The organism is Caldimonas sp. KR1-144, from assembly GCF_049446155.1.
Taxonomy (GTDB): Bacteria; Pseudomonadota; Gammaproteobacteria; order Burkholderiales; family Burkholderiaceae_C; genus Rivibacter.
The window spans coordinates 396,574-419,335 of sequence record NZ_JBMSEE010000002.1 but is presented as its reverse complement, the minus strand read 5'-3'; the positions used below and the strand labels follow the sequence as shown (position 1 = coordinate 419,335).

Sequence of the window (22,762 nt, the reverse complement as noted above, 5' to 3'; positions counted from 1 at the left end):
GGGCACGCACCGCGCTTGACTTGGCAACTTGCTCGGGAATACTCGGCCGACGGGCCGATCAAGCGCCCGCGCGGCCCCGCGCCCCGACAACGCACACAGGAGAAGCCACCGTGGGAGTCATGACCGAGTTCAAGGAGTTCGCCGTCAAGGGCAACGTCATCGACCTGGCGGTCGGCGTCATCATCGGCGGCGCGTTCGGCAAGATCGTCGATTCGATGGTCGCCGACGTGATCATGCCCCTGGTCAGCAAGATCTTCGGCGGCCTCGACTTCTCGAACTACTATGTCGCGCTCGCGGGGCAGGCCGCCGGCCTGCCGCTCGCCGAGGCCAAGAAGGCCGGCGCCGTGTTCGCCTATGGCAACTTCATCACGGTTGCGCTGAATTTCGTGATCCTGGCGTTCATCATCTTCATGATGGTCAAGCAGATCAATCGCCTCAAGCGCAGCGAGCCCGAAGCCGCACCGGCGCCGACCGCCGAACCCGAAGATGTCGTCTTGCTGCGCGAGATCCGCGACGCCCTGAAGAAGTAAGCTCGGCGGAAGCGCCGCCCGCGATCCTTGCAGCAGGCGGCGCCGGTGCCCACCGCCTGTCGATTCCGTGAACTCGCTGATCGCCCATCACACGCTGCAGGCGGCCGTCCAGCAGATCGAAGCCACCGTGGTGGCGGCTGCGCAGCGGCTGCTCGACCACCTGGCGCAACCGAGCGCCGCCTTGCTCGCGCAGGCGCCGCGCGCGGTGATCTCGCGCGCGCAGTTCGACCTGCGTCTTCAGCTGGGCGCCTTCAGCCAGCAGTTCGGCCTGACGTTGCGCGAGTCGGTCGGCCAGGAGTCGCTGCCGACGCGCACCAGCACGCGCTCGCTGGCCAGCACTACATTCGAGTCGCTGTCGCTGGTCGACGACCACGCCGAGGACGAGCGCGTTTCGGCGCACCGGCTGTCGACCGACATCGAGCACGACTGCGAATGGGAGCTTCGCGAGCTCGACAGCCTCGTCGGCAGCCTGCTCGGCCTCGGTCGCCCCGACCATGAGCGCAACCCGCTGCGGCCCGAAGCGATCGGCCGCGCGCTGTTTCGGGCCACCGAGACCGTCACCGATGACCCCATCGAGCGCAAGCTGCTCGCGCGCGAACTCGGCCGCGCGCTCGCGCCCGTCATGCGCGACTGCTACCGCGCCATCATTGCCGACCTGAAGACGCGCGGCGTGCAGGCCGCCGGCCTGGCGGTCAAGACGGTCCAGGGGCCCGGCAACGAGCTGCCGCGCGAGATGCTGCGCGAAGCCTCGGGCTACCAGACCTCGGGCTATGCGGTTTCGGCGCGCGACACGCAGCAGGCCTTGCATGCGCTGCAATCGATCTTCGGCATCGTGTCGGTGCCGGCGGCGCTCGGCAGCGCGCTCGGTGCCGGCCTGGGCGGCGGCGCGGCCGGCTCGGCGAGCGCCCCCGGCGCGCTGCGCGGCCATGGCGGCGGCACCGAGGCCCACTTCAATGACATGATCCGCCGCTTGGCGGTGATCGGCAGCGCCGCGATGGAAGCCGGCGCGGCGCGCGGCGCGGCCACTGGCTCGGGCGGCGCAACGCCGAGCAGCGCCGGAGCCTTCGGCCAGGCCAGCGCTGCGGGATCGCTGGGTGCGATCAACATGATCCGCGCCCACCGCGACGAGCTGATGCGCGCCTCGACCGGCGCGCTCGACAACCTCGTCATCGACATCGTCGCGACAATGTTCGATCAGGTGCTGTCGGACAACAAGGTGCCGCCGCAAATGGCGCGCCAGATCGCGCGGCTGCAGATGCCGGTGCTGCGTGCAGCGCTCAAGGACGTCGGCTTCTTCAGCTCGCGCAAGCACCCGGTGCGGCGCTTCATCAACCGCATCGCGACGCTGGCCGCGGCCTACGAGGACTTCGACGAAGGCCAGGGCAAGGAATTCCTCGAGCGCGTTCGCGAGCTGGTGCAGGAGATCATCGAGGGCGAGTTCGACCAGATGGACTTGTATGAGTCCAAGCTGCACGCCCTCGAAGCCCTGGTCGGCAAGCACACGGCCAGGGACGCCGGCCCGCACGCCGCCGCGGCGGCGGTGCTCGACGACAAGGAGACCCAGCTGCGCATCCAGCAGCGCTACATGCGCGAGCTGAAGCAGCGCTTGCAGCCGGTGGCCGCGCCCGACTTCGTGCGCGACTTCCTCGCGCAGGTCTGGAGCCAGGTGCTGGTGATGGCCACGGGCCCACGCGGCACGCAGGCGCTGGCCGACCGCATGGCGCGCGTGCCCAGCGAGCTCGTGCTGAGCGTGCAGCCCAAGGGCGAGCCGGCGCGGCGCAAGGCCTTCCTGCTCGCGCTGCCGCAGCTGATGAAGGACCTCAACGAGGGCTTCGCGCTGATCGGCTGGCCCGAAGCCGCGCGCAAGGACTTCTTTGCCAAGCTGCTGCCGGCACACGCCGAGTCGCTCAAGCTCGCACCGCCCACCGAAGAGGCGATGGAGTCGCTGCAGCTGCAGCTCAATGACGTCGCCTCGGTGCCGATCCCCACGCCGCTGGACCTGGCCCCGGCGTCCGCGCCGAGCGAGCTGCCGGCGCCCGAGGAGCACGCGGCGCCGCTGCAGTTCACGCCGGAGGAGGCGCAGCAGATCGGCCTGGTCGAGGAAAGCGCGATCGACTGGGACGGCACGGTCGACATCGACCTCAGCGAACCCGGCGGGCCCGACAGCGCCGAAGTCGACATCCTGCTCGAGGAGACCGCCGCCGCCGAGGGCCTGCCGCCGACGCGCGGCATCGGCCTGCTCGAGCATGTGCAGCCGGGCGTCGCCTACCGCATGCACCTGGACGGCAAGTGGCAGCGCGTGCGGCTGTCCTGGGTGAGCCCGGGGCGCGCCTTCTTCGTCTTCACGCACGGCAAGGCCAACCAGAAGACCGTGTCGATGACCGCGCGCATGCTCGCGCGCATGTGCGAGACCGAGCGCTTCCGCGCCTACGAACAGGCCGAGCTGATCGAGCGCGCCACAGCGCGTGCGCGTCGCCAGCTCGCGCAGCTCGCGCGCCCGGCCGGCTCGTCGACGCACTGATCCGCGGCGTCAGGGCCGCGCCGCGTCGCGCCGGCACGCGCTCGGCGTCACGCCGAAGCGCGCCCGAAAGCTGCGGCTGAAGTGCGCGGCATCGCTGAAGCCGAGCTCGAACGCGATCTCGGTGATGCTGCGCCCGGCCTGCCGCGCATCGCGCAACAGCTCGCGCGCACACTGCAGCCGCTCTTGCCACAGCCAGCGCATCGGCGAGCTGCCCTCGCCGCGAAACAGCAGGTGCAGGTACGACGGCGACAGCGCCAGCAGCTTGGCCATGTCCTCGACGCCCAGATGCGGTTCGTGAAGATGCGGCCGCAGCAGCGCCTTCACGCGCTGCAGCCGCCGCGCCGCGTCCGGCGCGATGTCGTCGTCGGGCCGGCGCAGCCCGGCACTGAGCAGGGCCAGCACCGCGTCGCCGAGATCGAGCGCTTCGGCGCCGCGCGGCGCGGGCGCGGCGCCGATCGCCGACAGCGTCTGGCACAGGCCGAGCGCGGCGACGCTTGCCGGGTCGACCGGCGTGGCGACCCGCTCGGCCGCATGCGGCGCGCGTCGGTCGAAAGCCTGCGCGGGTATGCGCAGCACGGCCTGGCGGTAGTCGCAGGCCATGTGCAGCTCGTACGAGCGCCGCGTGTCGACCATCGCCAGGCTGCCGGGCTGCAGTTCGGCAATGCGCCCGTCCTGCTCGACCGTGGAGGTCCCCGTCAGCTGCACGCAGACGATGTAGAAGTCCTCGCGCGCAGTCGACGCCTGCCGCTGCGAATGCAGCACACGCTTGACGCCGTGACCGCTGGAATCGAAGTGCGTCAGCGCCAACGCGCCGAGGTCGTGATGGCGCATCGACGCGACGAACTGCTCGGGCTCGCGCACGCAAAACGAGCTTTCGACGAAGCGGTCCGAGACCGCGCGCGTCCAGCCCTCGACGCGCCGGTCCGGCGCCAGCGGGCCCGTGCTATAGCCGCCGATCGGCGCGAAGAAGTGATCGTCCGACATCCTGGAGCCAGCCTTTCCGGTCCGGGTTCGAGGGCACGGCGACTGTAGTCACAGGCAGGCGCCGCTGCACGGCGTGGCAAGACGCATGCCGCCGCCGCTGCAAGACTGCCTGCCCATGCACGAGCCCCAAGCCGCCCTCGCCGACTGGCACGCCCGCGCACTGGCGCTGGAGCAATCTGTCACGGCCGTGGTGATCGGCCAGCCCGAACTGATCCGCCTGCTGCTGGTGGCGCTGTTCGCGCGCGGCCACGTGCTGCTCGAAGGCGATGTCGGCGTCGGCAAGACCACCGTGCTGCGCGCGCTGGCGCGCGCGGTCGGCGGCGAGTTCGAGCGCGTCGAGGGCACGGTGGACCTGATGCCCGGCGACCTCGTCTATCACACCTTCGTCGACGCCGAGGGGCGCCCGCGCATCGAGCCCGGCCCGCTGCTGCGCCGCGGCGAAGCCTTGACGACCTTCTTCTTCAACGAGATCAATCGCGCGCGGCCGCAGGTGCAGTCACTGCTGCTGCGCGCGATGGCCGAGCGCACCGTGTCGGCCTTCGGGCGCGACTGGCTGTTCCCGCAGATGACGGTGTTCGCCGACCGCAACCGCGTCGAGCGCGAAGAGACCTTCGAGCTGGCCAGCGCCGCGCGCGACCGCTTCATGTTCGAGCTGACGATGCGTCGTCCGGCCGACCGCGCCGTGCGCCGCGCCCTGCTCGCCGACGCGCGCTTCCACGATATCGACGCGCTGATCGATGCGGTGCCCTCGGCGCAGCTCGACTGGCGCAGGCTCGGCGAGATCGGCGCCCTGATCCAGCGGCACATCCACCTCAGCGAGGCGATCGAGGACTACGCGCTGGCGCTTTGGGAGGCGACCGAGGCACCGCAGCGCCTGGGCATCGCGCTGCCGGGCGTCGACATGGATCGCCTCGTGCTGGCCGGTGCCAGCCCGCGCGGCATGAGCGCGCTGCTACGCGCGGCGCGCGTGGTCGCCTGGCTGCGCGGGCGCGGCCATGTCGAGCCGGACGACGTGCGCGAGGTGCTGCAGCCGGTGCTCGCGCATCGCATCTTCTTCGCGCCGGCCTACGAGCTGCGGCGTGCCGAGCTGGCGGGGCCGCTGATCGATCGCATCGCTGCCGCGGTGGCCGCGCCGTGAACGCGAGCGCGGATCCCGACGAGTTCTTCTACCGATGGCCGCAGCGCTTCGCCGGCCATCGGCCCGGCGCGCATCACGGCATCGCGCTGGGCAGCGGCCAGCAAGCCGTCGCGCACCGGCGCCTGTTCGACCACCCCGATCCGCGCCGGCTCGACCTGCGCGCCAGCCTGCGCGCGCCGCACGGCGACTGGCTGGTGCGCGTCGCGCGGCCGCACGTGGCGAGCGCGCTGGTGGCGATCGTCGACGTCTCGCCGTCGATGCACTTCGGCGCGCGGCGGCACAAGATCGAGGTCGCGGCGCAGTTTGTGCGCGCCATGGGCTGGAGCGCCTTTCGCAACGGCGACGCGGCCGGGCTGATGGCCTTCGACCATGAAGAGCGCGAGGAGCTTCACTGCCCGCCTCGCCATGGCCGCGGTGTCTCGTGGGCGCTGGCGCAAGCGCTTGCGGGCGCGCGGGCGCGGCGTGCGCCCGGGCATGCGGGCGGCCGATCGCCCGCGCGCGGCCTGATCGACTGCGCGCGCCGCCTCGCCGGGCGGCAGGCGCTGGTGTTCATCGTCTCCGACTTCCACGGCCTGGACGCGACGGCGCTGCGCTCGGTGCTGGACACACTGGACGCCGCCGTCGTCGTGCCGATGCTGGCCTGGGACAGCGCCGAAACCCATCCGCCCGAACGCGACGGCCTGCTGCTGCTGGCTGACAGCGAAAGCCCGCGGCGCGCCCAGGTGTGGATGAACGCGAAGCTGCGCGCTTCATGGCGCGCGGCGGTGGCCGCGCGCCGCGCCGAGCTGGACGGCGCGCTGGCCGAGCGCGCCTGCCCGGTGTTCGAGCTGTGCGCCGCGCCGGGCGGCTTCGACGCGCAGGCGCTGACGCGCTACTTCTACGAGGGCCAGGCATGAGCGGGCGCCGGAGCGGCCGCACGCTCGCGGCCCTGCTGTGGCTGCCGTTCGCGGCGAGCGCGGCGCCGCAGGTCGAGCAGCCGCGCGGCTACGGCCACGTGATCGGCGACGTGCTCGAGCAGCGCGTGCGCCTCGATGACAGGCAAGCACCGACGCTGCCGCCGCAGGAACCGGCGCCGCAGCGCATCACGCGCTGGCTCGAGCGGCATCCGGCGCGCATCGAACGCGCGGCCGATGGACGCGCCTGGCTGGTGGTGCGCTACCAGGTCGTCAATGCGCCGCGGCGCCAGACGGCGGCCGAACTGCCCGCCTGGGAGCTCGCGCCCGGCGCGACAGTTCCCGCGGCCACGCTGACACTCTCTCCGCTGCTGCGCGACGAGGGCGCCGAGCCGAGCCAGGCCGCGCGCCAACCCGAACGCGTTCCGCCGCCGCCCGATGTCATCCAGCCGCGCCGGCAGACGATGCTTGCGTCCGGCGCCGCCGGCGCGATCGCGCTGGCCTGGCTGCTGTGGCGGCTGGTGCGCCAGCGCCGCGATGCGCGCCGCCCGCTGGAGCGCGCCTGGCGCCATCTGCGGTCGTTGCGCGACGCCGCCCGACCGCGCGACTGGCAGGTGCTGCACCACGCGCTCAACGCCACGGCCGGATGGACCGTTCAGGCCAGCGACATCGGCCGGCTGATTCACCAGCGCCCTTGGCTCGCGCCGTTGCGCGACGAGCTCGAGACCTTCTTCGCGGCCTCGAGCGCGCGCTTCTTCCAGCGCCCGGACTGGGCGAGCGCCGTGCAGGCCGACCTGTGTCGCCTCGCGCAACGGCTTCGCGACGCCGAACGGCGAGCCAGCCGATGAGCAGCGCCGGCGTCTCGTTCGACCAGCCGGCGCTGCTCGCGCTGCTTGCGCTGGCGCTGCTGCCGCTGCGGCGCGCGTCGGTCCAGGCGCTGGCCTTTCCGCAGCTGGCCTGGCTGCCGCCCGATCGGCGCGGGCGCTGGGTCGAGCGCGCGATGCGCTGGCTGGCCGCCGCGGCGATGGCCGCGATCGTGCTGGGCCTGGCCGGTCCGCACCGCGAGCGAAGCAGCGTGGCGCGCGTCGCGCGCGGCGCCGAGGTCGCGATCGTGCTCGACCGCAGCGCGAGCATGGACGCGGTGATCCGGCGCCCGGGCCAGCAAAGCGGCGGCGAGCTGTCGGCCGGGCAGACCAAGGGCCAGGCCGTGCGCGAGGCGCTCGAGCGCTGGGTGCGCACGCGCCCGGACGACCGCTACTCGGTCACCTTGTTCAGCACCGCGCCGCTGCCGGTGCTGCCGTTCACCGGGGACACCGAGGCCGTGCTGGCGGCCCTGCGCGCCGCCGGCGTGGGGCGCGGCCTGACCGACACGCGCATGGGTCCGGCCCTGCTGCGCACGCTTCAGGCTTTCGAGGAGCGGCCGTATGCCGGCGCTCGCGTGCTGCTGCTGGTCTCCGACGGCGGCGCCGAGCTCGACGAGGCCACGCGCGAGCGGCTGCGCACCGGCTTCGCGGCCCAGCACGTCGCCTTGCACTTCCTGTACATCCGCGGCGGGCCTTCGAGTCCCGACCTCGGCGTGCCGCCGTCCGCGCAGCCGATGCCCGGCGAAGCGCCGGAGCTCGCGCTGCACCGCTTCTTCGGCAGCCTGAGCAGCCCCTACTTCGTCTACCAGGCCGACGCGCCCGAGTCGATCGATGCGGCCATCGCCGAGATTGCGCGACAGCAGGACCAGCCGTTGACCGTGCAAGAGCGCGTGCCGCGCGTCGACTGGCATGCGCACTGCTTCGCGCTGGCGCTGGCTTGCTGCGCGGCGCTGGCGCTGCTGGTCGGGCGCCAGATCCGCGACTGGGACTGAAACACGATGCGCCGACGCCTGGCCCACGCGCTGTTCGCCGCCGCACTGCTGGCGGCCATCGCCCCGGCGCTGTGGCATGCCGCCCGCTGGCAGCGGGCGCTGGCCGTCAGCGGCGCGATGGCGGCCGCCTCCGCCGAGGCACCGCCGGCCGATGCCGATGCGCGCGTGCAGTTCGCGCATGCCCAGGCGCTGCGCCGCGCCGGCGATGCCGACGCGGCCCTGGCGCTCTACGATGGCCTGGCCGCGCGCCAGGCAGGCAGCGAACTTGGCGAAGCGGCGCTCTACAACGCCGGCCACACGCTCATGGTGCAGGCGCAAGAAGCCATGGCGCGAGGCGACACCACCCGCGCGCTGCCGCTCGCCGAACTGGCCAAGCAGCGCTTTCGCGCGCTGCTGCGCGAGCGCCCCGAGGCCTGGGACGCGCGCTACAACCTCGAGCGCGCGCTGCAGCTCGTGCCCGAGGAAGACGAGCCCGCCGGCGACGCGGCGCGCGGCAACGTCGAGAAGCGCCAGGTCCGGCTCGGCGGCATGTCGGCGCAAGACCTGCCATGAGTCTTTGGCACCGGCTGCGCGGCGAGCCGCTGCTGGCGGCAGCACTCGCCTTGCTGCTGCTGGCCTGCAGCCTGCCGCCGCTGCCGATGCCGCGGCGCATCGGCAGCTATCTCGTCGCCTTCGATATCACGCAAAGCATGGAGGCGAGCGACACGGCGCTCGACGCGGCGCCGGCCTCGCGGCTGGTCTTTGCGAAGGCAGCCCTGGAGGCGGCGCTGCTGCATCTGCCGTGCGGATCGCGCGTCGGCCTGGCGGTCTTCACCGACTACCGCGTGCTGCCGGTGCTGGCGCCGCTGGAGGTCTGCGCCCACTATGACGCGCTGCGCTCCGCGCTCGACGCGATCGACGGGCGCATGCGCTGGGCCAACGCGAGCAACATCGGCAAGGGCATCTACTGGGCTCAGCGTGGCGCTCAGACGCTGGAGCCCGACCTGCTGCCGGTGTTCGTCACCGATGGGCAGGAAGCGCCGCCGCTGCGCGACGGCGAGAGCGGCGCGCCCCCGACGCCTGACGGCGCACCGCTGCTGCTGGTGGGCGTCGGCGGCGACCAGCCGGTGCCGATCCCGCGCATCGATGCCGAGGGCCGGCCCATCGGCTTCTGGCGCGCCGAAGACGTCGTGCAGCGCAGCGGCATCGGCGCGCTGGGCAGCCGCGAGGAGCTCACGCGCCTGGACGACGGCCACCTTCGCAGCTTCACCCGCCGCAGTGGCACCGCCTACGTGCGGCTGCGGTCGCTGCAGGATTTGGGCGCCGCGCTGCTCGAGGCGCGCGGCGCCACGCTGGCGTGGGTGCCCACCGACGTGCGTGCGCTGCCGGCGGCGCTGGCGCTGGCGATGCTCGTCGCGCGCGCCTTGCGCCGCACGCGCGGCCGCGGCTAGCGCGAGGACAGCCGGCGCGCCATGCGCGCCGCGGCAATCAGGCTCGACGGGTCGGCGCGGCCGCTGCCGGCGATGTCGAACGCGGTGCCGTGGTCGGGGCTGGTGCGCACGAAGGGCAGGCCCAGCGTGACGTTCACGCCCTGCTCGACGCCGAGGTACTTCACCGGGATCAGGCCCTGGTCGTGGTACATCGCGACCACCGCGTCGAAGGCACCGCGGCGCGCGCGCATGAACACCGTGTCGGGCGGATGCGGCCCGCTCGCGTCGATGCCCTCGGCACGCGCGTCGGCGATCGCCGGCGCAATGGCGTGCAGCTCCTCGTCGCCGAACAGGCCGCCCTCGCCGGCATGCGGATTGAGCCCGGCCACCGCGATGCGCGGCGCGGCGATGCCGAAGTCGCGCAGCGCCCGGTGCGCGATGCGCAGCGTCTCGAGCACCGCCTCGCGCGTGACCGCCGCGATCGCATTGCGCAGCGAGACATGGATGCTCACCAGCACGGTCTTCAGCTCGTCGTTGGCGAGCATCATGCGCACCGGCCCGGCGGCGCTCTCGGCCTGCAGCAGCTCGGTGTGGCCGGGATAGGGCTCGCCGGCGGCGGCCAGCGCCTCCTTGTGGATCGGCGCGGTGACCAGCGCGGCGGCGTGGCCTTCGCGAACCTGCGCCACCGCGGCGCGGATGCACAGCGCTGCGGCCGCGCCGGCGCGCGCGTCGACACGGCCGAGCGGCAGCTCGGACAGGCCCGCGGGCAGCCCCGGCGGGCACCAGACCGGCACGCAGCGCGGCGGCACGTGCGCCGCGTCCGAAGGCGATTCAATCAGCGCGACCGGCAGGTCGATGCCGCCCTCGGTCGGCGCAACCAGCCGCGCGGCGCGCCGCATCACCGCCGCGTCGCCGACCACGTAGCCGGCGCCCGGCAGCGCGCTGCGCGCGAACGCGCGCGCCAGGATCTCCGGCCCGACGCCGCAGGCGTCGCCCATCGTCAGCGCGAGCGGCAAGTCCGCGCTCATGCCGGGTTGTCGATCTCGATGAACTGGTGCTCGATGCCGAAGCACTGCGCGACGTGCGCCCCGAGCGCCGGCGCGCCGTAGCGCTCGGTCACGTGGTGGCCGCAGGCGTAGTAGGCCACGCCGGTCTCGCGCGCCAGGTGCGCCTGAGGCTCCGAGATCTCGCCGGTGATGTAGGCATCGGCGCCCGCATGGATGGCGGCTTCGAACATGCCCTGCGCGCCACCGGTGCACCACGCGACGCGCTGGATCGAGCGGCCGTCGCCTTCGACCACCAGCGGCGCGCGGCCGAGCTTGAACTGCAGCAGCGCCGACAGCGCGGCCGACGTCATCACCGCCGGCGGGCGGCCGAGCCAGCCGAGGTCCTGGTCGCCGAAGCGGCCGTCGGCCGTGAGCCTGAGGCGCGCGCCGAGCTGCGCGTTGTTGCCGAGCTCGGGGTGCGCGTCCAGTGGCAGGTGGTAGGCGAACAGGCTGATGCCGTGCTCGATCAGCAGCGCGACGCGCGCCTTCAGCCAGCCGGTCAGACGGCCGTCGTGGCCGCGCCAGAACAGGCCGTGGTGGACCAGCAGCGCGTCGGCACCGGCCTTGCCCGCGGCCTCGATCAGCGCGCGACTCGCGGTCACGCCGCTGACGAGCTTGCGAACCTCGGGTTTGCCCTCAACTTGCAGGCCGTTCGGCCCATAATCCTTGAACCGATCGACCTCCAGCAGGCCGCGCAGGTAGGCGTCGATGTCGTCACGGGTCGTCACTCGGTCATCTCCCTCGCTGTCCATGCGCAAGACTTGGCTCATTTTCTCGCAAGCGGTCACGGTTGCCCTGGCCGTGCTGTTCGTGGTCGCCACGCTCAAGCCTGAATGGCTGGCGCGCGGGCCCATCGCGTCGGTCGCGCCGCTGCCGACCGTCCGCAATGAAATCGTCCCGGCGGTGCTGCCGCCGGGCACCGCGGCCCAGGCCAGCTACGCGCTGGCCGCCCGCCGAGCGGCGCCGGCCGTCGTGAGCATCATCACCAGCAAGGCACCGCCGCGCGCGCCGCAGGCCAACGACCCGTGGTTCCGTTTCTTCTTCGGCGACCGCGAGCCGCAGGCGCAGACCGGGGTGGGCTCCGGCGTCATCGTCAGCCCCGAGGGCTACGTGCTGACGAACAACCACGTGGTCGACGGCGTCGACGGCATCGAGCTGATGCTCGCCGATGGCCGCCGCACGCGCGCCCAGGTCGTCGGCACCGACCCCGACACCGATCTGGCCGTGCTCAAGGTCGACCTGGAACGTCTGCCGGCCGTCGGCTTCGGCGACTCCGAACAGCTCCAGGTCGGCGACGTGGTGCTGGCCATCGGCAACCCGTTCGGCGTTGGCCAGACCGTGACCTCGGGCATCGTCTCGGCGCTGGGGCGCAACCACCTGGGCATCAACACGTTCGAGAACTTCATCCAGACCGACGCGGCCATCAATCCCGGCAACTCGGGCGGCGCGCTGGTCGACGCCAACGGCCGGCTGATGGGCATCAATACCGCGATCTACTCGCGCTCGGGCGGCAATCTCGGCATCGGCTTCGCCATTCCCGTCTCGACCGCGCGCCAGGTCATGGACAGCCTGATCCGCGACGGCGTCGTCACGCGCGGCTGGATCGGCGTCGAGCCGCGCGACCTGACACCCGAGATCGCCGAGAGCTTCGGCCTGCCGGTGCGTGAAGGCGTGCTGATCACTGGCGTACTGCAGGGCGGCCCGGCAAGCGACGGCGGCCTGCGCCCCGGCGATGTGGTGGTGCGCGTGGGCGACCGGCAGGTCGGCAACACGGTGCAGCTGCTCGATGCGGTGGCCGCGCTCAAGCCGCGGTCGCAAGCGGTGCTGAAGGTGCAACGCGGCGCCCAGCAACTCGACGTGACGGTGCGCGTGGCGCAGCGCCCGCCGTCACGGCGCGACGACCAGTAGCGCGTCAGCGCCGGCGCCGCACGCGTTCAGCGCTCCTCGGCGGCCGCGTCGGGCGTCTTGGTGTGCTTGATGAACAGCTTGGCCGACCAGATGCCCACCTCGTAGAGGATGCACATCGGGATCGCGAGCGCAAGCTGCGAGATCACGTCGGGCGGCGTGACGATCGCTGCGACGATGAACGCGACGACGATGAAATAGCCGCGCCAGCTCTTGAGCTGCTCGGTCGTCACGACGCCCATACGCGCCAGCACGACGATCGCCACCGGCACCTCGAAGGCCGCGCCGAAGGCGACGAACATCGTCAGCACGAAGCCGAGATAGGCCTCGATGTCCGGCGCCGCGGTGATGCTCTTGGGCGCAAATCCCTGGATGAACGCGAACACCTTGCCGAACACGAAGAAATAGCAGAACGCCACGCCGATCAGGAACAGGACCGTGCTGGCGATCACCAGCGGCAGCACCAGCTTCTTCTCGTGGCTGTAGAGGCCCGGCGCGACAAAGGCCCACACCTGGTACAGCACCACCGGCAGCGCCAGCAGGAAGGCGGCCATCAGCGTGATCTTGAGTGGCACCAGGAAGGGCGAGATCACGTTCGTAGCGATCAGCGTCGTGCCGGCCGGCAGGTGGGCCACCAGCGGCGCGGCCAGCATGTCGTAGAGCGCAGCGGGCCCCGGCCACAGCGCCAGCGCGCCGAAGCACACCAGGATGGCGATGACCGAGCGCACGAGGCGGTCGCGCAGCTCGATCAGGTGGGTGACGAAGGGCTGCTCGGTACCTTCGAGCTCGTCGCGGGGTTCTGGAGAACTCACGGAGTTGGGGCTTCAGCGCGTAGGCGCGACGGGCTCGAGGACGGCACGCTCAACGCGTGCGGGGCGGGCGAAAGCGCGCGACGCGCGCGGCACCCGACTGCGCATGCGCGCGCACGCCGTGGCGCTGCTTGTACCACTGCGGCACTGCTGCGCGCTTGACGCGCCAGTTCTTCTTGAGCGGCTTGTAGTCGCGCGGCGGCTCCGCCAGCGGCGCCGACAGCGCGTCGCCGGCGCCGTAACTGCCGGAACCGTTGGCCTCGCCCCAGCTCTGGTTCAGCTCGCTCGTCGTCTGGTGGATCTCGTTCGAGACATTGCGCTCGACGTCGCGCGCCGCGTCCTCGAACTGCGTCTTCATCTTCTTGAGCTCTTCGAGCTCGATCGAGCGGTTGACCTCGGCCTTGACGTCGGCGACATAGCGCTGCGCCTTGCCGATCATGTGGCCGACGGTGCGCGCCACCCTCGGCAGCCGCTCGGGGCCGATGACGATCAGCGCAACCGCGCCGATCAGCGCGAGCTTGTCGAAGCCGAAGTCGATCATGCGTTGCGGCGGGTGGCCCCGCCCCCAATGATCAGGACTTGGTCTTGGCCTCGACGTCGACCGTGTTCGCGTCGGACGTCTTGTTGGCGCTCACCTGCTGCGAGGTGGGCGCCGGCGTTTCGGCCGAAGCCGAGCCGTCGCGCATGCCGTCCTTGAAGCCCTTCACCGCGCCGCCGAGGTCGCTGCCGATGTTCTTGAGCTTCTTGGTGCCGAACACCAGCACGACGATCAACAGCACGATGAGCCAGTGCCAGATGCTGAACGAACCCATGGAAATCTCCTGACGTGGCCCCGAAGCTGCGCCCCGGTGCCGGAACCTTAAATTCTAGGCGAGCAACCATGTCGGACCCGTGTCGGGCCGAATGGTTCGGCCATCGCCGGCCGTTCGGCCGCTCAGCCTTTCAGCCAGGGTCGCGGCCCGCCCATGACGTGCAGGTGCAGGTGCATGACCTCCTGCATGCCGTCGCGGCCGGTGTTGATCACATGGCGAAAGCCGTTGGTCACGCCCAGCTCGCGCATCAGCTTGGGACTCAGCGCCATCATCCGCCCCAGCAGGCCGGCGTGCTCGGGCTGCACCTCGACCATCGAGGGGATGTGCAGCTTGGGCACGATCAGGATGTGCACCGGCGCCCAGGGGTGGATGTCGTGGAAGACGACGATCTCGTCGTCCTCGTGGACCTTCTTGGCCGGGATCTGCCCGGCGACGATCTTGCAGAAGATGCAGTTCGGGTCGGCGTTCATGGCTGTTGCTGGCGGTTCACTGGATCACCATCGGCTTGTCTTCGTTGAAGTTCAGGAAGCCCTTCACGATGCGGTAGATCACCCAGATGCCGTCGGCGATCAGCACCAGCGCGCCCAGGCCCAGCATCCAGATCGTCGCCATGCCGACGACGAACCACACCAGGCTCCACCAGAAGGTGCGGATCTGCCAGGTGAAGTGGCTTTCGTAGATCGTGCCGACCGTGTCGTCGCGCTTCACGTAGTTGATGATGATCGCGACGATCGCCGTCACGCCGACGAAGGCGCTGACGGCGTAGAGGATGTAGGTGATCAGCGTGAGCTGCTTGATCTGGCCCAGCTTGACCGCATCGACCGAGGCACCGGGATTCACGACATCGCTCATGGCGACCCTCCTTCGCGTTGGTTGAGCTTTCGCAGCGCGAACTCCTCGAGTCCGCTCAGGCCTTCGCGCCGCTCCAGCTCGGCCAGCACCTCGGCAGGCGAGATGCCGTGCTGCGCCAGCGCGATCAGGCTGTGGAACCACAGGTCGGCGGTCTCGTAGACGATCTTCTGGCGGTCGGCGTCCTTGGCCGCCATCACCAGCTCGGTCGCCTCTTCGCCGATCTTCTTGAGGATCGCGTCGTCGCCCTTGGAGAACAGGCGTGCGACGTAGCTCTTGTCCGGATCGCCGCCGGCCGCGGGTTTGCGCGATTCGATCACCGCCGCGAGGCGGGCCAGGGTGTCGTTGGAAGCAGTCACTTGTAGATGCGCTGCGGATCCTGCAGCACCGGTTCCACGGCACGCCACGTGCCGCCTTCGAGCTTTTGGAAGAAGCAGCTGTGGCGACCGGTATGGCAGGCAATGCCCGGCTCGTGGCCGAGCTGCGTGACCTTATAGAGCACCACGTCGTTGTCGCAGTCGAGCCGGATCTCGTGGATCTGCTGGAAGTGACCGCTCTCCTCGCCCTTGTGCCACAGGCGCTGGCGCGAGCGGCTCCAGTAGACGGCCTGGCCGGTCTCGGCGCTGCGCGCCAGCGCCTCGCGGTTGGCCCAGGCGAACATCAGCAGGTCGTTGCTGCCGACTTCCTGGGCGATGACCGGCACGAGGCCATCGCGGTCCCAGCGGATGTCGTCGAGCCAGGAAGTGCTGCTGGTGCTGCTGCTCATGAAGCCCAGTGTAGTGGCCGGGCCCGCCCTCACTGGCGCACGGGGATGCCGCGCGAGGCCATCAGCGCCTTGGCCTCGCCGACCGTGTGCTGGCCGTAGTGGAAGATGCTCGCGGCCAGCACCGCGTCGGCACCGCCTTTCGTGATGCCGTCGGCCAGGTCGTCGAGCGAGCCGACGCCGCCGGAGGCGATCACCGGCACCGGCACCGCGTCGGCCACCGCGCGCGTGAGCGCGAGGTCGAAGCCGCTCTTCGTGCCGTCGCGGTCCATGCTGGTCAGCAAGATCTCGCCGGCGCCCTGCTCGGCCATGCGCCGGGCCCACTGCACCGCGTCGAGCCCGGTGTTCTTGCGCCCGCCATGCGTGTAGACGTCCCAGCCGCTGCCGTCGGCGCGCGCCTTGGCGTCGATCGCGACGACGATGCACTGCGCGCCGTACTTGTCGGACGCGTCGCGGATCACCTGCGGGTCGGCCACCGCGGCGGAGTTGAAGCTCACCTTGTCGGCGCCGGCGTTCAGCAGCCGGCGCACGTCGGCCACCGTGCGCACGCCGCCGCCCACCGTGAGCGGTATGAAGACCTGCGACGCCACCGCCTCGATGATCGGCAGGATCAGGTCGCGGCCGTCCGAGGTGGCGGTGATGTCCAGGAAGGTCAGTTCGTCGGCGCCTTGCTCGTTGTAGCGCGCGGCGATCTCGACCGGATCGCCGGCGTCGCGCAGCTCGACGAAGTTGACGCCCTTGACGACGCGACCGCCGGTGACGTCGAGGCAGGGAATGATCCGCTTGGCCAGCACCGTGATCAGCCTTCGCCGTTGAGCTCGTCGGCGCGCTTTTGCGCCGCGGCGAAATCGAGGTCGCCGGTGTAGATCGCGCGGCCGCAGATCACGCCTTCGATACCCTCGCCTTCGACGGCGCACAGCGCCTCGATGTCCTTCAGGTTCGACAGCCCGCCCGAGGCGATCACCGGAATCGACAGCGCCTGCGCGAGCTTGACCGTGGCATCGATGTTGATGCCGCTCAACATGCCGTCGCGGCCGATGTCGGTGTAGATCACGCCCTCGACGCCGTAGTCCTCGAACTTCTTGGCCAGGTCGACCACCTCGTGACCGGTCAGCTTGCTCCAGCCGTCGGTGGCGACCTTGCCGTCCTTGGCGTCCAGGCCCACGATGATGTGGCCGCCGAACGCGGTGCAGGCGTCGCGCAGGAAGCCGGGATTCTTGACCGCGGCGGTGCCGATGATCACGTAGGACAGGCCGTCGTCGAGGTAGCGCTCGATGGTGTCGAGGTCGCGGATGCCGCCACCGAGCTGCACCGGGATCTCGTCGCCGACCGCGTCGATGATGGCCTTGATCGCGCCTTCGTTGACCGGCTTGCCGGCGAAGGCGCCGTTGAGGTCGACCAGGTGCAGGCGGCGCGCGCCGGCTTCGAGCCAACGTCTGGCCATCGCGGCGGGGTCTTCGCTGAAGGTGGTGGCCTCGTTCATGTCGCCTTGCTTCAGGCGGACGCAGCGGCCGTCTTTCAGGTCGATGGCAGGGATCAGCAGCATGGCTGTGGTCGGTGGGGGGCGGGGACGCGAATGCGTGCGCTCAGGGACGCCAGTTCAGGAAATTGCGGTACAGGGCGAGGCCGTGCGCAGCACTTTTTTCGGGGTGGAACTGGGTGGCAAAAATGTTATCCCGCGCCACCGCGCTGGTAAAGCGCGTGCCGTACACGGTTTCGCCCGCGCTGTGCCGGATGTCCGCCGGCTGGGCGTAGAAGCTGTGCACGAAATAGAAGAAGCTGCCGTCCGGCACGCCGGACCAAACCGGATGGACGGCGCCGTCGTGCGCCTGCTGGAACACCTGGTTCCACCCCATCTGGGGCACCTTGAAGCGGCTGCCGTCGGGCTGCAGCTGACCTTCGAGCCGGAAGCGCCGCACCACGCCGGGGATCAGGCCGAGGCCCGGCGTGTCCTGCTCCTCGCTGTGGTCGAGCAGCATCTGCATGCCCACGCACACACCCATCAGCGGCTTGTCTGAAGCCGCCTCGAGCACGGCGCCGAGCAGCTCGCCGCCGTGGGCCTCGCGCAGCTCGCGCATGCAGTCGCGCATCGCGCCCTGGCCCGGCAGCACCACGCGCTCAGCAGCGCGCACCACGGCCGGGTCGGCGGTAACGACGACGTCGACACCCTGGCCGTGCGCGGCATGGATCACCGCCTGCGACACCGAACGCAGGTTGCCCATGCCGTAGTCGACGACGGCGACGGTGCGCCCCATGTCAGAGACTTCCCTTGGTGGAGGGGATCACGCCGGCCTGGCGCGGATCCAGCTCCAAGGCGGCGCGCAGCGCGCGCGCGAAAGCCTTGAAGATGGTCTCGCACTGGTGGTGCGCGTTGCTGCCCTTCAGGTTGTCGATGTGCAGCGTCACCTGGGCGTGGTTCGCGAAGCCCTGGAAGAACTCGAACGCGAGCTGGGTGTCGAAGCCGCCGATCATCCCGGCCTTGAACGCCACGTCCATGTGCAGGCCGGGGCGACCGGAGAAGTCGATCACCACGCGCGACAGCGCCTCGTCGAGCGGCACGTAGGCGTGGCCGTAGCGGCGGATGCCGGCCTTGTCGCCAACCGCCTTGGCGACCGCCTGGCCGAGCGTGATGCCGACGTCTTCCACGGTGTGGTGGCCGTCGATGTGCAGGTCGCCCTTGGCGTCGATCTCCAGGTCGACCAGGCCGTGGCGCGCGATCTGGTCGAGCATGTGGTCGAAAAAGCCGATGCCGGTGGCGAGCTTGGCGCTGCCGGTGCCGTCGAGGTTGACGCGCACGCGGATCTGCGTTTCCTTGGTGTCGCGCTGGACTTCGGCGATGCGTTGTTCGGTACTCATAGACTGGCCTTCAGGGCGTCGATCATCAGGGTGTTCTCTTCGGGCGTCCCCACGGTCAGGCGCAGGCAGTTCGCCAGCAGCGGGTGCAGGCCGGCGATGTGCTTGACCAGTACGCCGCGTTCCTTCATGCCGGCAAACGCCCGCGCCGAATCGGGCACGCGCACGAGGATCATGTTGGCCTCGCTCGGGAACGGCGTCACGCCCGGCATCGCGCGCAAGGCAGCCTGCAGCCGCTCGCGCTCGGCGCGCAGGATCTGCGCCTGGCGCGCGAACTCGCCGGCATGCTCGATCGCGAACAGCGTGGCCTCGGCGTTGAGCACGCTGATGTTGTAGGGCGGGCGCACCTTGTCGATCTCGTCGACGAGCGCCGCCGCGCCGGCCATGTAGCCCAGGCGCACGCCGGCCAGGCCGAACTTGCTCAAGGTGCGCATCACCAGCACATGCTCGTGATCTGCCATGCGCTGCATCCAACTGCGCGACGAGAACGGCTGGTAGGCCTCGTCGAACACGACGAAGCCCGTGCCCTGCGCGCCGACGGCCGCGACGATCTTCTCGACGATGGCCTCGTCGAAGAGGTTGGCGGTCGGGTTGTTCGGGTAGGCGATGTAGGTGATGGCCGGGCGGTGGCGCTCGATCGCCGCCAGCATCGCCGCCTCGTCGAGCTCGAAGTCCGCGGTCAGCGGTACGCCGACGAAGCCCAGGCCCTGCAGCCTGGCCGACATCTCGTACATCACGAAGCCCGGCAGCGGCGCGAGGATGGTGTTGCCGGGCCGGTCGCAGGCCATTGCCAGCAGCGAGATCAGCTCGTCGGAGCCGTTGCCCAGCATCAGCTTGCAGCCGGCGGGCAGCTCCACGTAGCTCGACAGCGCGCCGATCACGTCGGCGACGCAGGTCGTCGGGTAGCGGTTGATCGCGACGCGGCCGAGCCGCTCGCCGAGTTCGCGCTGCAGCTCGGGCGGCAGGCGAAACGGGTTTTCCATCGCGTCGAGCTTCACGAAGCCGGCGCTGGGCTGGATCGCATAGCCGTGCATCGACTGCACGTCCTGGCGCACGGTGGCCGTGATGCGCTGATTCAAGGCGCTCATCGCGAGCCTCCGTTGTCGTTCTTCAGGCGCAGCTCGGCGGCGCGCGCATGCGCCTGCAGGCCCTCGCCATAGGCCAGCTCGGCGGCGATCGGCCCCAGCACCTGCGCGCCGGCTTCGCTGACCTCGATCAGGCTGGTGCGCTTCTGGAAGTCGTAGACGCCCAGCGGCGACGAGAAGCGCGCGGTGCCCGAGGTCGGCAGCACGTGGTTGGGCCCGGCGCAGTAGTCACCCAGGCTTTCGCTGGTGAAGGCGCCGAGGAAGATCGCACCGGCGTGCTTCAACAGCGGTTCCCAGCGCGAAGGCTCGGACGAGCTGATCTCCAGGTGCTCGGGCGCGATGCGGTTGCTGATCGCGCAGGCCTCGTCCATCGAACGCGTGAGGATCAGCGCGCCACGGCCTTCGAGCGAGGCGCGGATCACGTCGCGGCGCGGCATCGCGGGCAGCAGGCGGTCGATCGCCTCCTGCACCTTGGCGATGTAGGCCGCATCCGGGCTGAGCAGGATGCTTTGCGCCAGCTCGTCGTGCTCGGCCTGGCTGAAGAGGTCCATCGCGACCCAGTCGGGCGGCGTGCTGCCGTCGGCCAGCACCAGGATCTCGCTGGGCCCGGCGATCATGTCGATGCCGACCTGTCCGAACACGCGCCGCTTGGCGCTGGCCACGTAGGCATTGCCCGGGCCGGTGATCTTGTCGACGCGCGGGATCGTCGCCGTGCCGTAGGCCAGCGCCGCGACCGCCTGCGCGCCGCCGACGGTGAACGCGCGGTGCACGCCGGCCACGTAGGCCGCGGCAAGCACGAGCGGGTTCCTTTCGCCGCGCGGCGTCGGCACCACCATCACGATCTCGCCGACGCCGGCCACTTGCGCGGGGATCGCGTTCATCAGCACCGACGACGGATACGCCGCCTTGCCGCCCGGCACGTAGATGCCCACGCGGTCCAGCGGCGTGACCTTCTGGCCGAGCAGCGTGCCGTCGTCGTCGCGGTAGCTCCAGCTGCGCCCGCAGGCCTCGAGCTGGCGCTCGTGGTAGCTGCGCACGCGCGCCGCGGCCGATTCCAGCGCGGCCCGCTGGGCCGGCGTGATGGCCTCGAGCGCCGCGCGCAGCTCGTCGCGCGTGAGTTCGAGCGCCGCGACCGACGTTGCCTGGAGATGGTCGAAGCGCTGCGTGTACTCGAGCACGGCGGCGTCGCCGCGCACGCGCACGTCGGCGAGGATCTCGGCCACGCGCTGCTCGATCGCGTCGTCCGTCTCCGCCGACCAGTGCAGCACGCGGTGAAACTCGGCTTCGAAGTCGGCTTGCGTGGTGTCGAGGTGGCGGATGGCGACGCTCATGTTCTTTCTCAGTCCTGGGGCAAGGCCCGTTCGAAGGCGTCGATCAACGCCCGGATCGGCTCGCGCTTGAGCTTCAGCGCGGCCGGGTTGACGACCAGGCGCGACGAGATCGGCATGATCTGCTCGACCTCGACCAGCTGGTTCGCGCGCAGCGTGCTGCCGGTGGAGACCAGGTCGACGATGGCATCGGCCAGGCCGGTCAGCGGCGCGAGTTCCATCGAGCCGTAGAGCTTGATGAGATCGACGTGCACGCCCTTGTCGGCGAAGTGGTTGCGCGCAACGCTCACGTACTTGGTCGCGACGCGAATGCGCGAGCCCTGGCGCACGGCCGACGCGTAGTCGAAGTCGGCGCGCGTGGCCACGCTCATGCGGCACTTGGCGATGCGCAGGTCCAGCGGCTGGTACAGGCCCGCGCCGCCCCACTCGCTGCCGTGCTCGAGCAGCACGTCCAGGCCCGCGACGCCGAGGTCGGCGCCGCCGAACTGCACGTAGGTCGGCACGTCGGTCGCGCGCACCAGCACCACGCGCACCTCGGGCCGGTTGGTCGCGAGGATCAGCTTGCGCGAGGTCTCGGGATCCTCGGTCACCGTGATGCCGGCCGCGGCCAGCAGCGGCATCGTCTCGTCGAAGATGCGGCCCTTGGAAAGCGCCAGGGTGATCACGGCTTCACCCTTTCGATGTCGGCGCCGAGGCCGCGCAGCTTGGCTTCCATGCGGTCGTAGCCGCGATCGAGGTGGTAGATGCGGTCGACGCGCGTCTCGCCCTCGGCCACGAGGCCGGCGATCACCAGGCTGGCCGAGGCGCGCAGGTCGGTAGCCATCACGGTCGCGCCCGACAGGCGCTCGACGCCGGTGACCATCGCGGTGCGGCCGTCGACTTCGATCCTGGCGCCCAGGCGCAGCAGCTCGTTGACGTGCATGAAGCGGTTCTCGAAGATCGTCTCGGCGATCTGCGCGCTGCCGTCGGCGATGCAGTTGACGGCCATGAACTGCGCCTGCATGTCGGTCGGGAAGGCCGGGTACTCGCTGGTGCGAAAGCTCACCGCGCGCGGACGGCCCGAGGCCTGCACCCGGATCCAGTCGCTGCCGGCGGTGATGCTCACGCCGGCCTCGCGCAGCTTCTCGATCGCCGCGTCCAGGTGATCGGCGCGCGCACCGCGCAGCGTCACGTCGCCGCCGGCGGCCGCGACCGCGCACAGGAAGGTGCCGGCCTCGATGCGGTCGGGCACGATGCGGTGCGCCGCCTTCGGCGCGTGCAGGCGGTCGACGCCCTGGATGTGGATGCGGCTCGTGCCGTGGCCTTCGATCCGGGCACCCATCGAGATCAGCAGCTCGGCCAGGTCGGGGATCTCGGGCTCCTGCGCGGCGTTCTCGAGCACCGTCTCGCCCTGCGCCAGCGTCGCGGCCATCAGCAGGTTCTCGGTGCCGGTCACGGTAACCATGTCGGTCGTGATGCGCGCACCCCGCAGGCCGCCTGAAGACTTGGGCGCCTTGGCCAGGATGTAGCCGTGCTCGACGCTGATCTGCGCACCCATGGCCTGCAGGCCCTTGATGTGTTGGTCGACCGGGCGCGAGCCGATCGCGCAGCCGCCGGGCAGCGAGACCGTGGCCTCGCCGAAGCGCGCCAGCAGCGGCCCCAGCACCAGGATGGCCGCGCGCATGGTCTTGACCAGCTCGTACGGCGCCTCGGGCGAGGTGACGCTGGAGGCGTCGATGCGCACCGTGTTGCCGGTGGGTCCGTCGCGCTCGCCGACCCAGTCGGCCGCAGCGCCCATGTTGCGCAGCAGCTTGAGCGTGGTGGCCACGTCCTGCAGGCGCGGCACGTTGTCGAGCGTGACGGGCTGGTCGGTCAGCAGCGCCGCGCACAGTTCGGGCAGCGCGGCATTCTTGGCGCCGGCGATCGCGACTTCGCCTTGGAGGGTGCGGCCGCCGCGGATGAGGAGTTGGTCCATGCAGGTCTCACCGCGGACCACGGACCCC

Annotated in this window: 27 protein-coding genes; 9 read left to right on the top strand and 18 right to left on the bottom strand. The window is 70.9% G+C overall.

Annotated elements, in window-relative coordinates; genetic code table 11:
• Positions 1-119: 119 nt before the first annotated feature.
• The gene (gene mscL / locus ACO2TI_RS06035; protein WP_423283322.1) at positions 120-530 is read left to right on the top strand and encodes a large conductance mechanosensitive channel protein MscL; all 411 of its coding nucleotides are present in this window, start codon (positions 120-122) and stop codon (positions 528-530) included.
• Between the two features lie 67 nt (positions 531-597).
• Positions 598-3,051 carry a DUF1631 family protein gene (locus tag ACO2TI_RS06030; protein ID WP_423282761.1) on the top strand — a complete coding sequence of 818 codons (2,454 nt, stop codon included), beginning with the start codon at positions 598-600 and terminating at the stop codon, positions 3,049-3,051.
• Positions 3,052-3,060: 9 nt separating this feature from the next.
• Here ACO2TI_RS06030 and ACO2TI_RS06025 read toward each other — a convergent pair whose 3' ends face one another.
• On the bottom strand, positions 3,061-4,035 hold the full coding sequence (locus tag ACO2TI_RS06025; protein WP_423282758.1) for a helix-turn-helix domain-containing protein: 975 nt from the start codon (positions 4,033-4,035) through the stop codon (positions 3,061-3,063).
• A 115-nt stretch (positions 4,036-4,150) separates the two neighbouring features.
• Here ACO2TI_RS06025 and ACO2TI_RS06020 point away from each other — a divergent pair, with 115 nt between their 5' ends.
• The 6 genes from ACO2TI_RS06020 to ACO2TI_RS05995 are packed head-to-tail and all read left to right on the top strand — an operon-like array spanning position 4,151 to position 9,351.
• The gene (locus ACO2TI_RS06020; protein WP_423282756.1) at positions 4,151-5,173 is read left to right on the top strand and encodes an AAA family ATPase; all 1,023 of its coding nucleotides are present in this window, start codon (positions 4,151-4,153) and stop codon (positions 5,171-5,173) included.
• Complete coding sequence (locus ACO2TI_RS06015) at positions 5,170-6,069, top strand: DUF58 domain-containing protein (RefSeq protein ID WP_423282753.1); 900 nt, start codon at positions 5,170-5,172, stop codon at positions 6,067-6,069. The genes ACO2TI_RS06020 and ACO2TI_RS06015 overlap by 4 nt, the downstream gene beginning before the upstream one ends.
• A complete protein-coding gene (locus tag ACO2TI_RS06010; protein WP_423282750.1) occupies positions 6,066-6,914 on the top strand; it encodes a calcium incorporation protein MxaA in 849 nt (282 codons plus the stop codon). The genes ACO2TI_RS06015 and ACO2TI_RS06010 overlap by 4 nt, the downstream gene beginning before the upstream one ends.
• Complete coding sequence (locus tag ACO2TI_RS06005; protein ID WP_423282748.1) at positions 6,911-7,921, top strand: vWA domain-containing protein; 1,011 nt, start codon at positions 6,911-6,913, stop codon at positions 7,919-7,921. Before ACO2TI_RS06010 ends, ACO2TI_RS06005 begins: the two co-directional genes overlap by 4 nt.
• 6 nt (positions 7,922-7,927) lie before the next feature.
• Entirely contained in the window at positions 7,928-8,473 is a 546-nt protein-coding gene (locus ACO2TI_RS06000) for an MxaK protein (protein ID WP_423282746.1), read from the top strand.
• Positions 8,470-9,351: an MxaL protein gene (locus tag ACO2TI_RS05995; protein ID WP_423282744.1), complete on the top strand. Its 882-nt coding sequence runs from the start codon at positions 8,470-8,472 to the stop codon at positions 9,349-9,351. Before ACO2TI_RS06000 ends, ACO2TI_RS05995 begins: the two co-directional genes overlap by 4 nt.
• Here the strand turns inward: ACO2TI_RS05995 and pdxA are convergent.
• Together pdxA and ACO2TI_RS05985 are read right to left on the bottom strand one after the other, a co-directional pair.
• A complete protein-coding gene (pdxA, locus tag ACO2TI_RS05990) occupies positions 9,348-10,358 on the bottom strand; it encodes a 4-hydroxythreonine-4-phosphate dehydrogenase PdxA (RefSeq protein WP_423282741.1) in 1,011 nt (336 codons plus the stop codon). The genes ACO2TI_RS05995 and pdxA overlap by 4 nt on opposite strands.
• Positions 10,355-11,128 carry a Nif3-like dinuclear metal center hexameric protein gene (locus tag ACO2TI_RS05985; protein ID WP_423282739.1) on the bottom strand — a complete coding sequence of 258 codons (774 nt, stop codon included), beginning with the start codon at positions 11,126-11,128 and terminating at the stop codon, positions 10,355-10,357. The genes pdxA and ACO2TI_RS05985 overlap by 4 nt, the downstream gene beginning before the upstream one ends.
• Between ACO2TI_RS05985 and ACO2TI_RS05980 the strand changes: the two genes are divergently transcribed.
• Entirely contained in the window at positions 11,127-12,284 is a 1,158-nt protein-coding gene (locus tag ACO2TI_RS05980; RefSeq protein ID WP_423282737.1) for a S1C family serine protease, read from the top strand. The two genes, ACO2TI_RS05985 and ACO2TI_RS05980, sit on opposite strands and share 2 nt — an antisense overlap.
• Positions 12,285-12,310: 26 nt before the next feature.
• Here the strand turns inward: ACO2TI_RS05980 and tatC are convergent, their stop codons facing one another.
• The 15 genes from tatC to murA form a co-directional block, all read right to left on the bottom strand.
• Positions 12,311-13,093: a twin-arginine translocase subunit TatC gene (tatC, locus tag ACO2TI_RS05975; RefSeq protein WP_423282734.1), complete on the bottom strand. Its 783-nt coding sequence runs from the start codon at positions 13,091-13,093 to the stop codon at positions 12,311-12,313.
• A 49-nt stretch (positions 13,094-13,142) separates the two neighbouring features.
• Positions 13,143-13,631 carry a Sec-independent protein translocase protein TatB gene (tatB, locus tag ACO2TI_RS05970; protein WP_423282731.1) on the bottom strand — a complete coding sequence of 163 codons (489 nt, stop codon included), beginning with the start codon at positions 13,629-13,631 and terminating at the stop codon, positions 13,143-13,145.
• A gap of 31 nt (positions 13,632-13,662) precedes the next feature.
• The gene (tatA, locus tag ACO2TI_RS05965) at positions 13,663-13,902 is read right to left on the bottom strand and encodes a Sec-independent protein translocase subunit TatA (RefSeq protein WP_423282729.1); all 240 of its coding nucleotides are present in this window, start codon (positions 13,900-13,902) and stop codon (positions 13,663-13,665) included.
• Positions 13,903-14,024: 122 nt separating this feature from the next.
• Positions 14,025-14,372, bottom strand: a complete 348-nt coding sequence (locus ACO2TI_RS05960) for a histidine triad nucleotide-binding protein (RefSeq protein ID WP_423282727.1) — start codon at positions 14,370-14,372, stop codon at positions 14,025-14,027.
• Between the two features lie 16 nt (positions 14,373-14,388).
• Complete coding sequence (locus ACO2TI_RS05955) at positions 14,389-14,754, bottom strand: DUF4870 family protein (RefSeq protein WP_423282724.1); 366 nt, start codon at positions 14,752-14,754, stop codon at positions 14,389-14,391.
• Positions 14,751-15,110, bottom strand: coding sequence for a phosphoribosyl-ATP diphosphatase (locus ACO2TI_RS05950; RefSeq protein WP_423282722.1), 360 nt, complete (start codon positions 15,108-15,110; stop codon positions 14,751-14,753). Before ACO2TI_RS05950 ends, ACO2TI_RS05955 begins: the two co-directional genes overlap by 4 nt.
• Positions 15,107-15,517 (bottom strand): phosphoribosyl-AMP cyclohydrolase, encoded by a 411-nt coding sequence (gene hisI / locus ACO2TI_RS05945; protein WP_423282720.1) that lies wholly within the window; start codon positions 15,515-15,517, stop codon positions 15,107-15,109. Before hisI ends, ACO2TI_RS05950 begins: the two co-directional genes overlap by 4 nt.
• Positions 15,518-15,546: 29 nt before the next feature.
• A complete protein-coding gene (gene hisF / locus ACO2TI_RS05940) occupies positions 15,547-16,308 on the bottom strand; it encodes an imidazole glycerol phosphate synthase subunit HisF (protein WP_423282718.1) in 762 nt (253 codons plus the stop codon).
• Positions 16,309-16,313: 5 nt separating this feature from the next.
• The gene (hisA, locus tag ACO2TI_RS05935; RefSeq protein ID WP_423282716.1) at positions 16,314-17,060 is read right to left on the bottom strand and encodes a 1-(5-phosphoribosyl)-5-[(5-phosphoribosylamino)methylideneamino]imidazole-4-carboxamide isomerase; all 747 of its coding nucleotides are present in this window, start codon (positions 17,058-17,060) and stop codon (positions 16,314-16,316) included.
• Between the two features lie 40 nt (positions 17,061-17,100).
• The gene (gene hisH / locus ACO2TI_RS05930) at positions 17,101-17,769 is read right to left on the bottom strand and encodes an imidazole glycerol phosphate synthase subunit HisH (RefSeq protein WP_423282713.1); all 669 of its coding nucleotides are present in this window, start codon (positions 17,767-17,769) and stop codon (positions 17,101-17,103) included.
• Position 17,770: 1 nt separating this feature from the next.
• Complete coding sequence (hisB, locus tag ACO2TI_RS05925) at positions 17,771-18,370, bottom strand: imidazoleglycerol-phosphate dehydratase HisB (RefSeq protein ID WP_423282711.1); 600 nt, start codon at positions 18,368-18,370, stop codon at positions 17,771-17,773.
• Positions 18,367-19,455: a histidinol-phosphate transaminase gene (gene hisC / locus ACO2TI_RS05920; RefSeq protein WP_423282708.1), complete on the bottom strand. Its 1,089-nt coding sequence runs from the start codon at positions 19,453-19,455 to the stop codon at positions 18,367-18,369. The genes hisB and hisC overlap by 4 nt, the downstream gene beginning before the upstream one ends.
• The gene (gene hisD / locus ACO2TI_RS05915) at positions 19,452-20,783 is read right to left on the bottom strand and encodes a histidinol dehydrogenase (protein ID WP_423282705.1); all 1,332 of its coding nucleotides are present in this window, start codon (positions 20,781-20,783) and stop codon (positions 19,452-19,454) included. Before hisD ends, hisC begins: the two co-directional genes overlap by 4 nt.
• An 8-nt stretch (positions 20,784-20,791) precedes the next feature.
• Entirely contained in the window at positions 20,792-21,445 is a 654-nt protein-coding gene (hisG, locus tag ACO2TI_RS05910) for an ATP phosphoribosyltransferase (protein ID WP_423282703.1), read from the bottom strand.
• Positions 21,442-22,734: a UDP-N-acetylglucosamine 1-carboxyvinyltransferase gene (gene murA, locus ACO2TI_RS05905; protein ID WP_423282701.1), complete on the bottom strand. Its 1,293-nt coding sequence runs from the start codon at positions 22,732-22,734 to the stop codon at positions 21,442-21,444. Before murA ends, hisG begins: the two co-directional genes overlap by 4 nt.
• Between the last annotated feature and the right edge of the window lie 28 nt (positions 22,735-22,762).

Bases quoted from the DNA above. Each gene is read 5' to 3' on its own strand.
- mscL (WP_423283322.1), top strand. From the start codon at position 120: ATGACCGAGTTCAAGGAGTTCGCCGTCAAGGGCAACGTCATCGACCTG.
- ACO2TI_RS06025 (WP_423282758.1), bottom strand. From the start codon at position 4,035: ATGTCGGACGATCACTTCTTCGCGCCGATCGGCGGCTATAGCACGGGC.
- ACO2TI_RS06020 (WP_423282756.1), top strand. From the start codon at position 4,151: ATGCACGAGCCCCAAGCCGCCCTCGCCGACTGGCACGCCCGCGCACTG.
- ACO2TI_RS06010 (WP_423282750.1), top strand. From the start codon at position 6,066: ATGAGCGGGCGCCGGAGCGGCCGCACGCTCGCGGCCCTGCTGTGGCTG.
- ACO2TI_RS06005 (WP_423282748.1), top strand. From the start codon at position 6,911: ATGAGCAGCGCCGGCGTCTCGTTCGACCAGCCGGCGCTGCTCGCGCTG.
- ACO2TI_RS06000 (WP_423282746.1), top strand. From the start codon at position 7,928: ATGCGCCGACGCCTGGCCCACGCGCTGTTCGCCGCCGCACTGCTGGCG.
- ACO2TI_RS05995 (WP_423282744.1), top strand. From the start codon at position 8,470: ATGAGTCTTTGGCACCGGCTGCGCGGCGAGCCGCTGCTGGCGGCAGCA.
- pdxA (WP_423282741.1), bottom strand. From the start codon at position 10,358: ATGAGCGCGGACTTGCCGCTCGCGCTGACGATGGGCGACGCCTGCGGC.
- ACO2TI_RS05980 (WP_423282737.1), top strand. From the start codon at position 11,127: ATGCGCAAGACTTGGCTCATTTTCTCGCAAGCGGTCACGGTTGCCCTG.
- ACO2TI_RS05985 (WP_423282739.1), bottom strand. From the start codon at position 11,128: ATGGACAGCGAGGGAGATGACCGAGTGACGACCCGTGACGACATCGAC.
- tatB (WP_423282731.1), bottom strand. From the start codon at position 13,631: ATGATCGACTTCGGCTTCGACAAGCTCGCGCTGATCGGCGCGGTTGCG.
- tatA (WP_423282729.1), bottom strand. From the start codon at position 13,902: ATGGGTTCGTTCAGCATCTGGCACTGGCTCATCGTGCTGTTGATCGTC.
- ACO2TI_RS05960 (WP_423282727.1), bottom strand. From the start codon at position 14,372: ATGAACGCCGACCCGAACTGCATCTTCTGCAAGATCGTCGCCGGGCAG.
- ACO2TI_RS05955 (WP_423282724.1), bottom strand. From the start codon at position 14,754: ATGAGCGATGTCGTGAATCCCGGTGCCTCGGTCGATGCGGTCAAGCTG.
- hisI (WP_423282720.1), bottom strand. From the start codon at position 15,517: ATGAGCAGCAGCACCAGCAGCACTTCCTGGCTCGACGACATCCGCTGG.
- hisA (WP_423282716.1), bottom strand. From the start codon at position 17,060: ATGCTGCTGATCCCTGCCATCGACCTGAAAGACGGCCGCTGCGTCCGC.
- hisH (WP_423282713.1), bottom strand. From the start codon at position 17,769: ATGGGGCGCACCGTCGCCGTCGTCGACTACGGCATGGGCAACCTGCGT.
- hisB (WP_423282711.1), bottom strand. From the start codon at position 18,370: ATGAGTACCGAACAACGCATCGCCGAAGTCCAGCGCGACACCAAGGAA.
- hisC (WP_423282708.1), bottom strand. From the start codon at position 19,455: ATGAGCGCCTTGAATCAGCGCATCACGGCCACCGTGCGCCAGGACGTG.
- hisD (WP_423282705.1), bottom strand. From the start codon at position 20,783: ATGAGCGTCGCCATCCGCCACCTCGACACCACGCAAGCCGACTTCGAA.
- murA (WP_423282701.1), bottom strand. From the start codon at position 22,734: ATGGACCAACTCCTCATCCGCGGCGGCCGCACCCTCCAAGGCGAAGTC.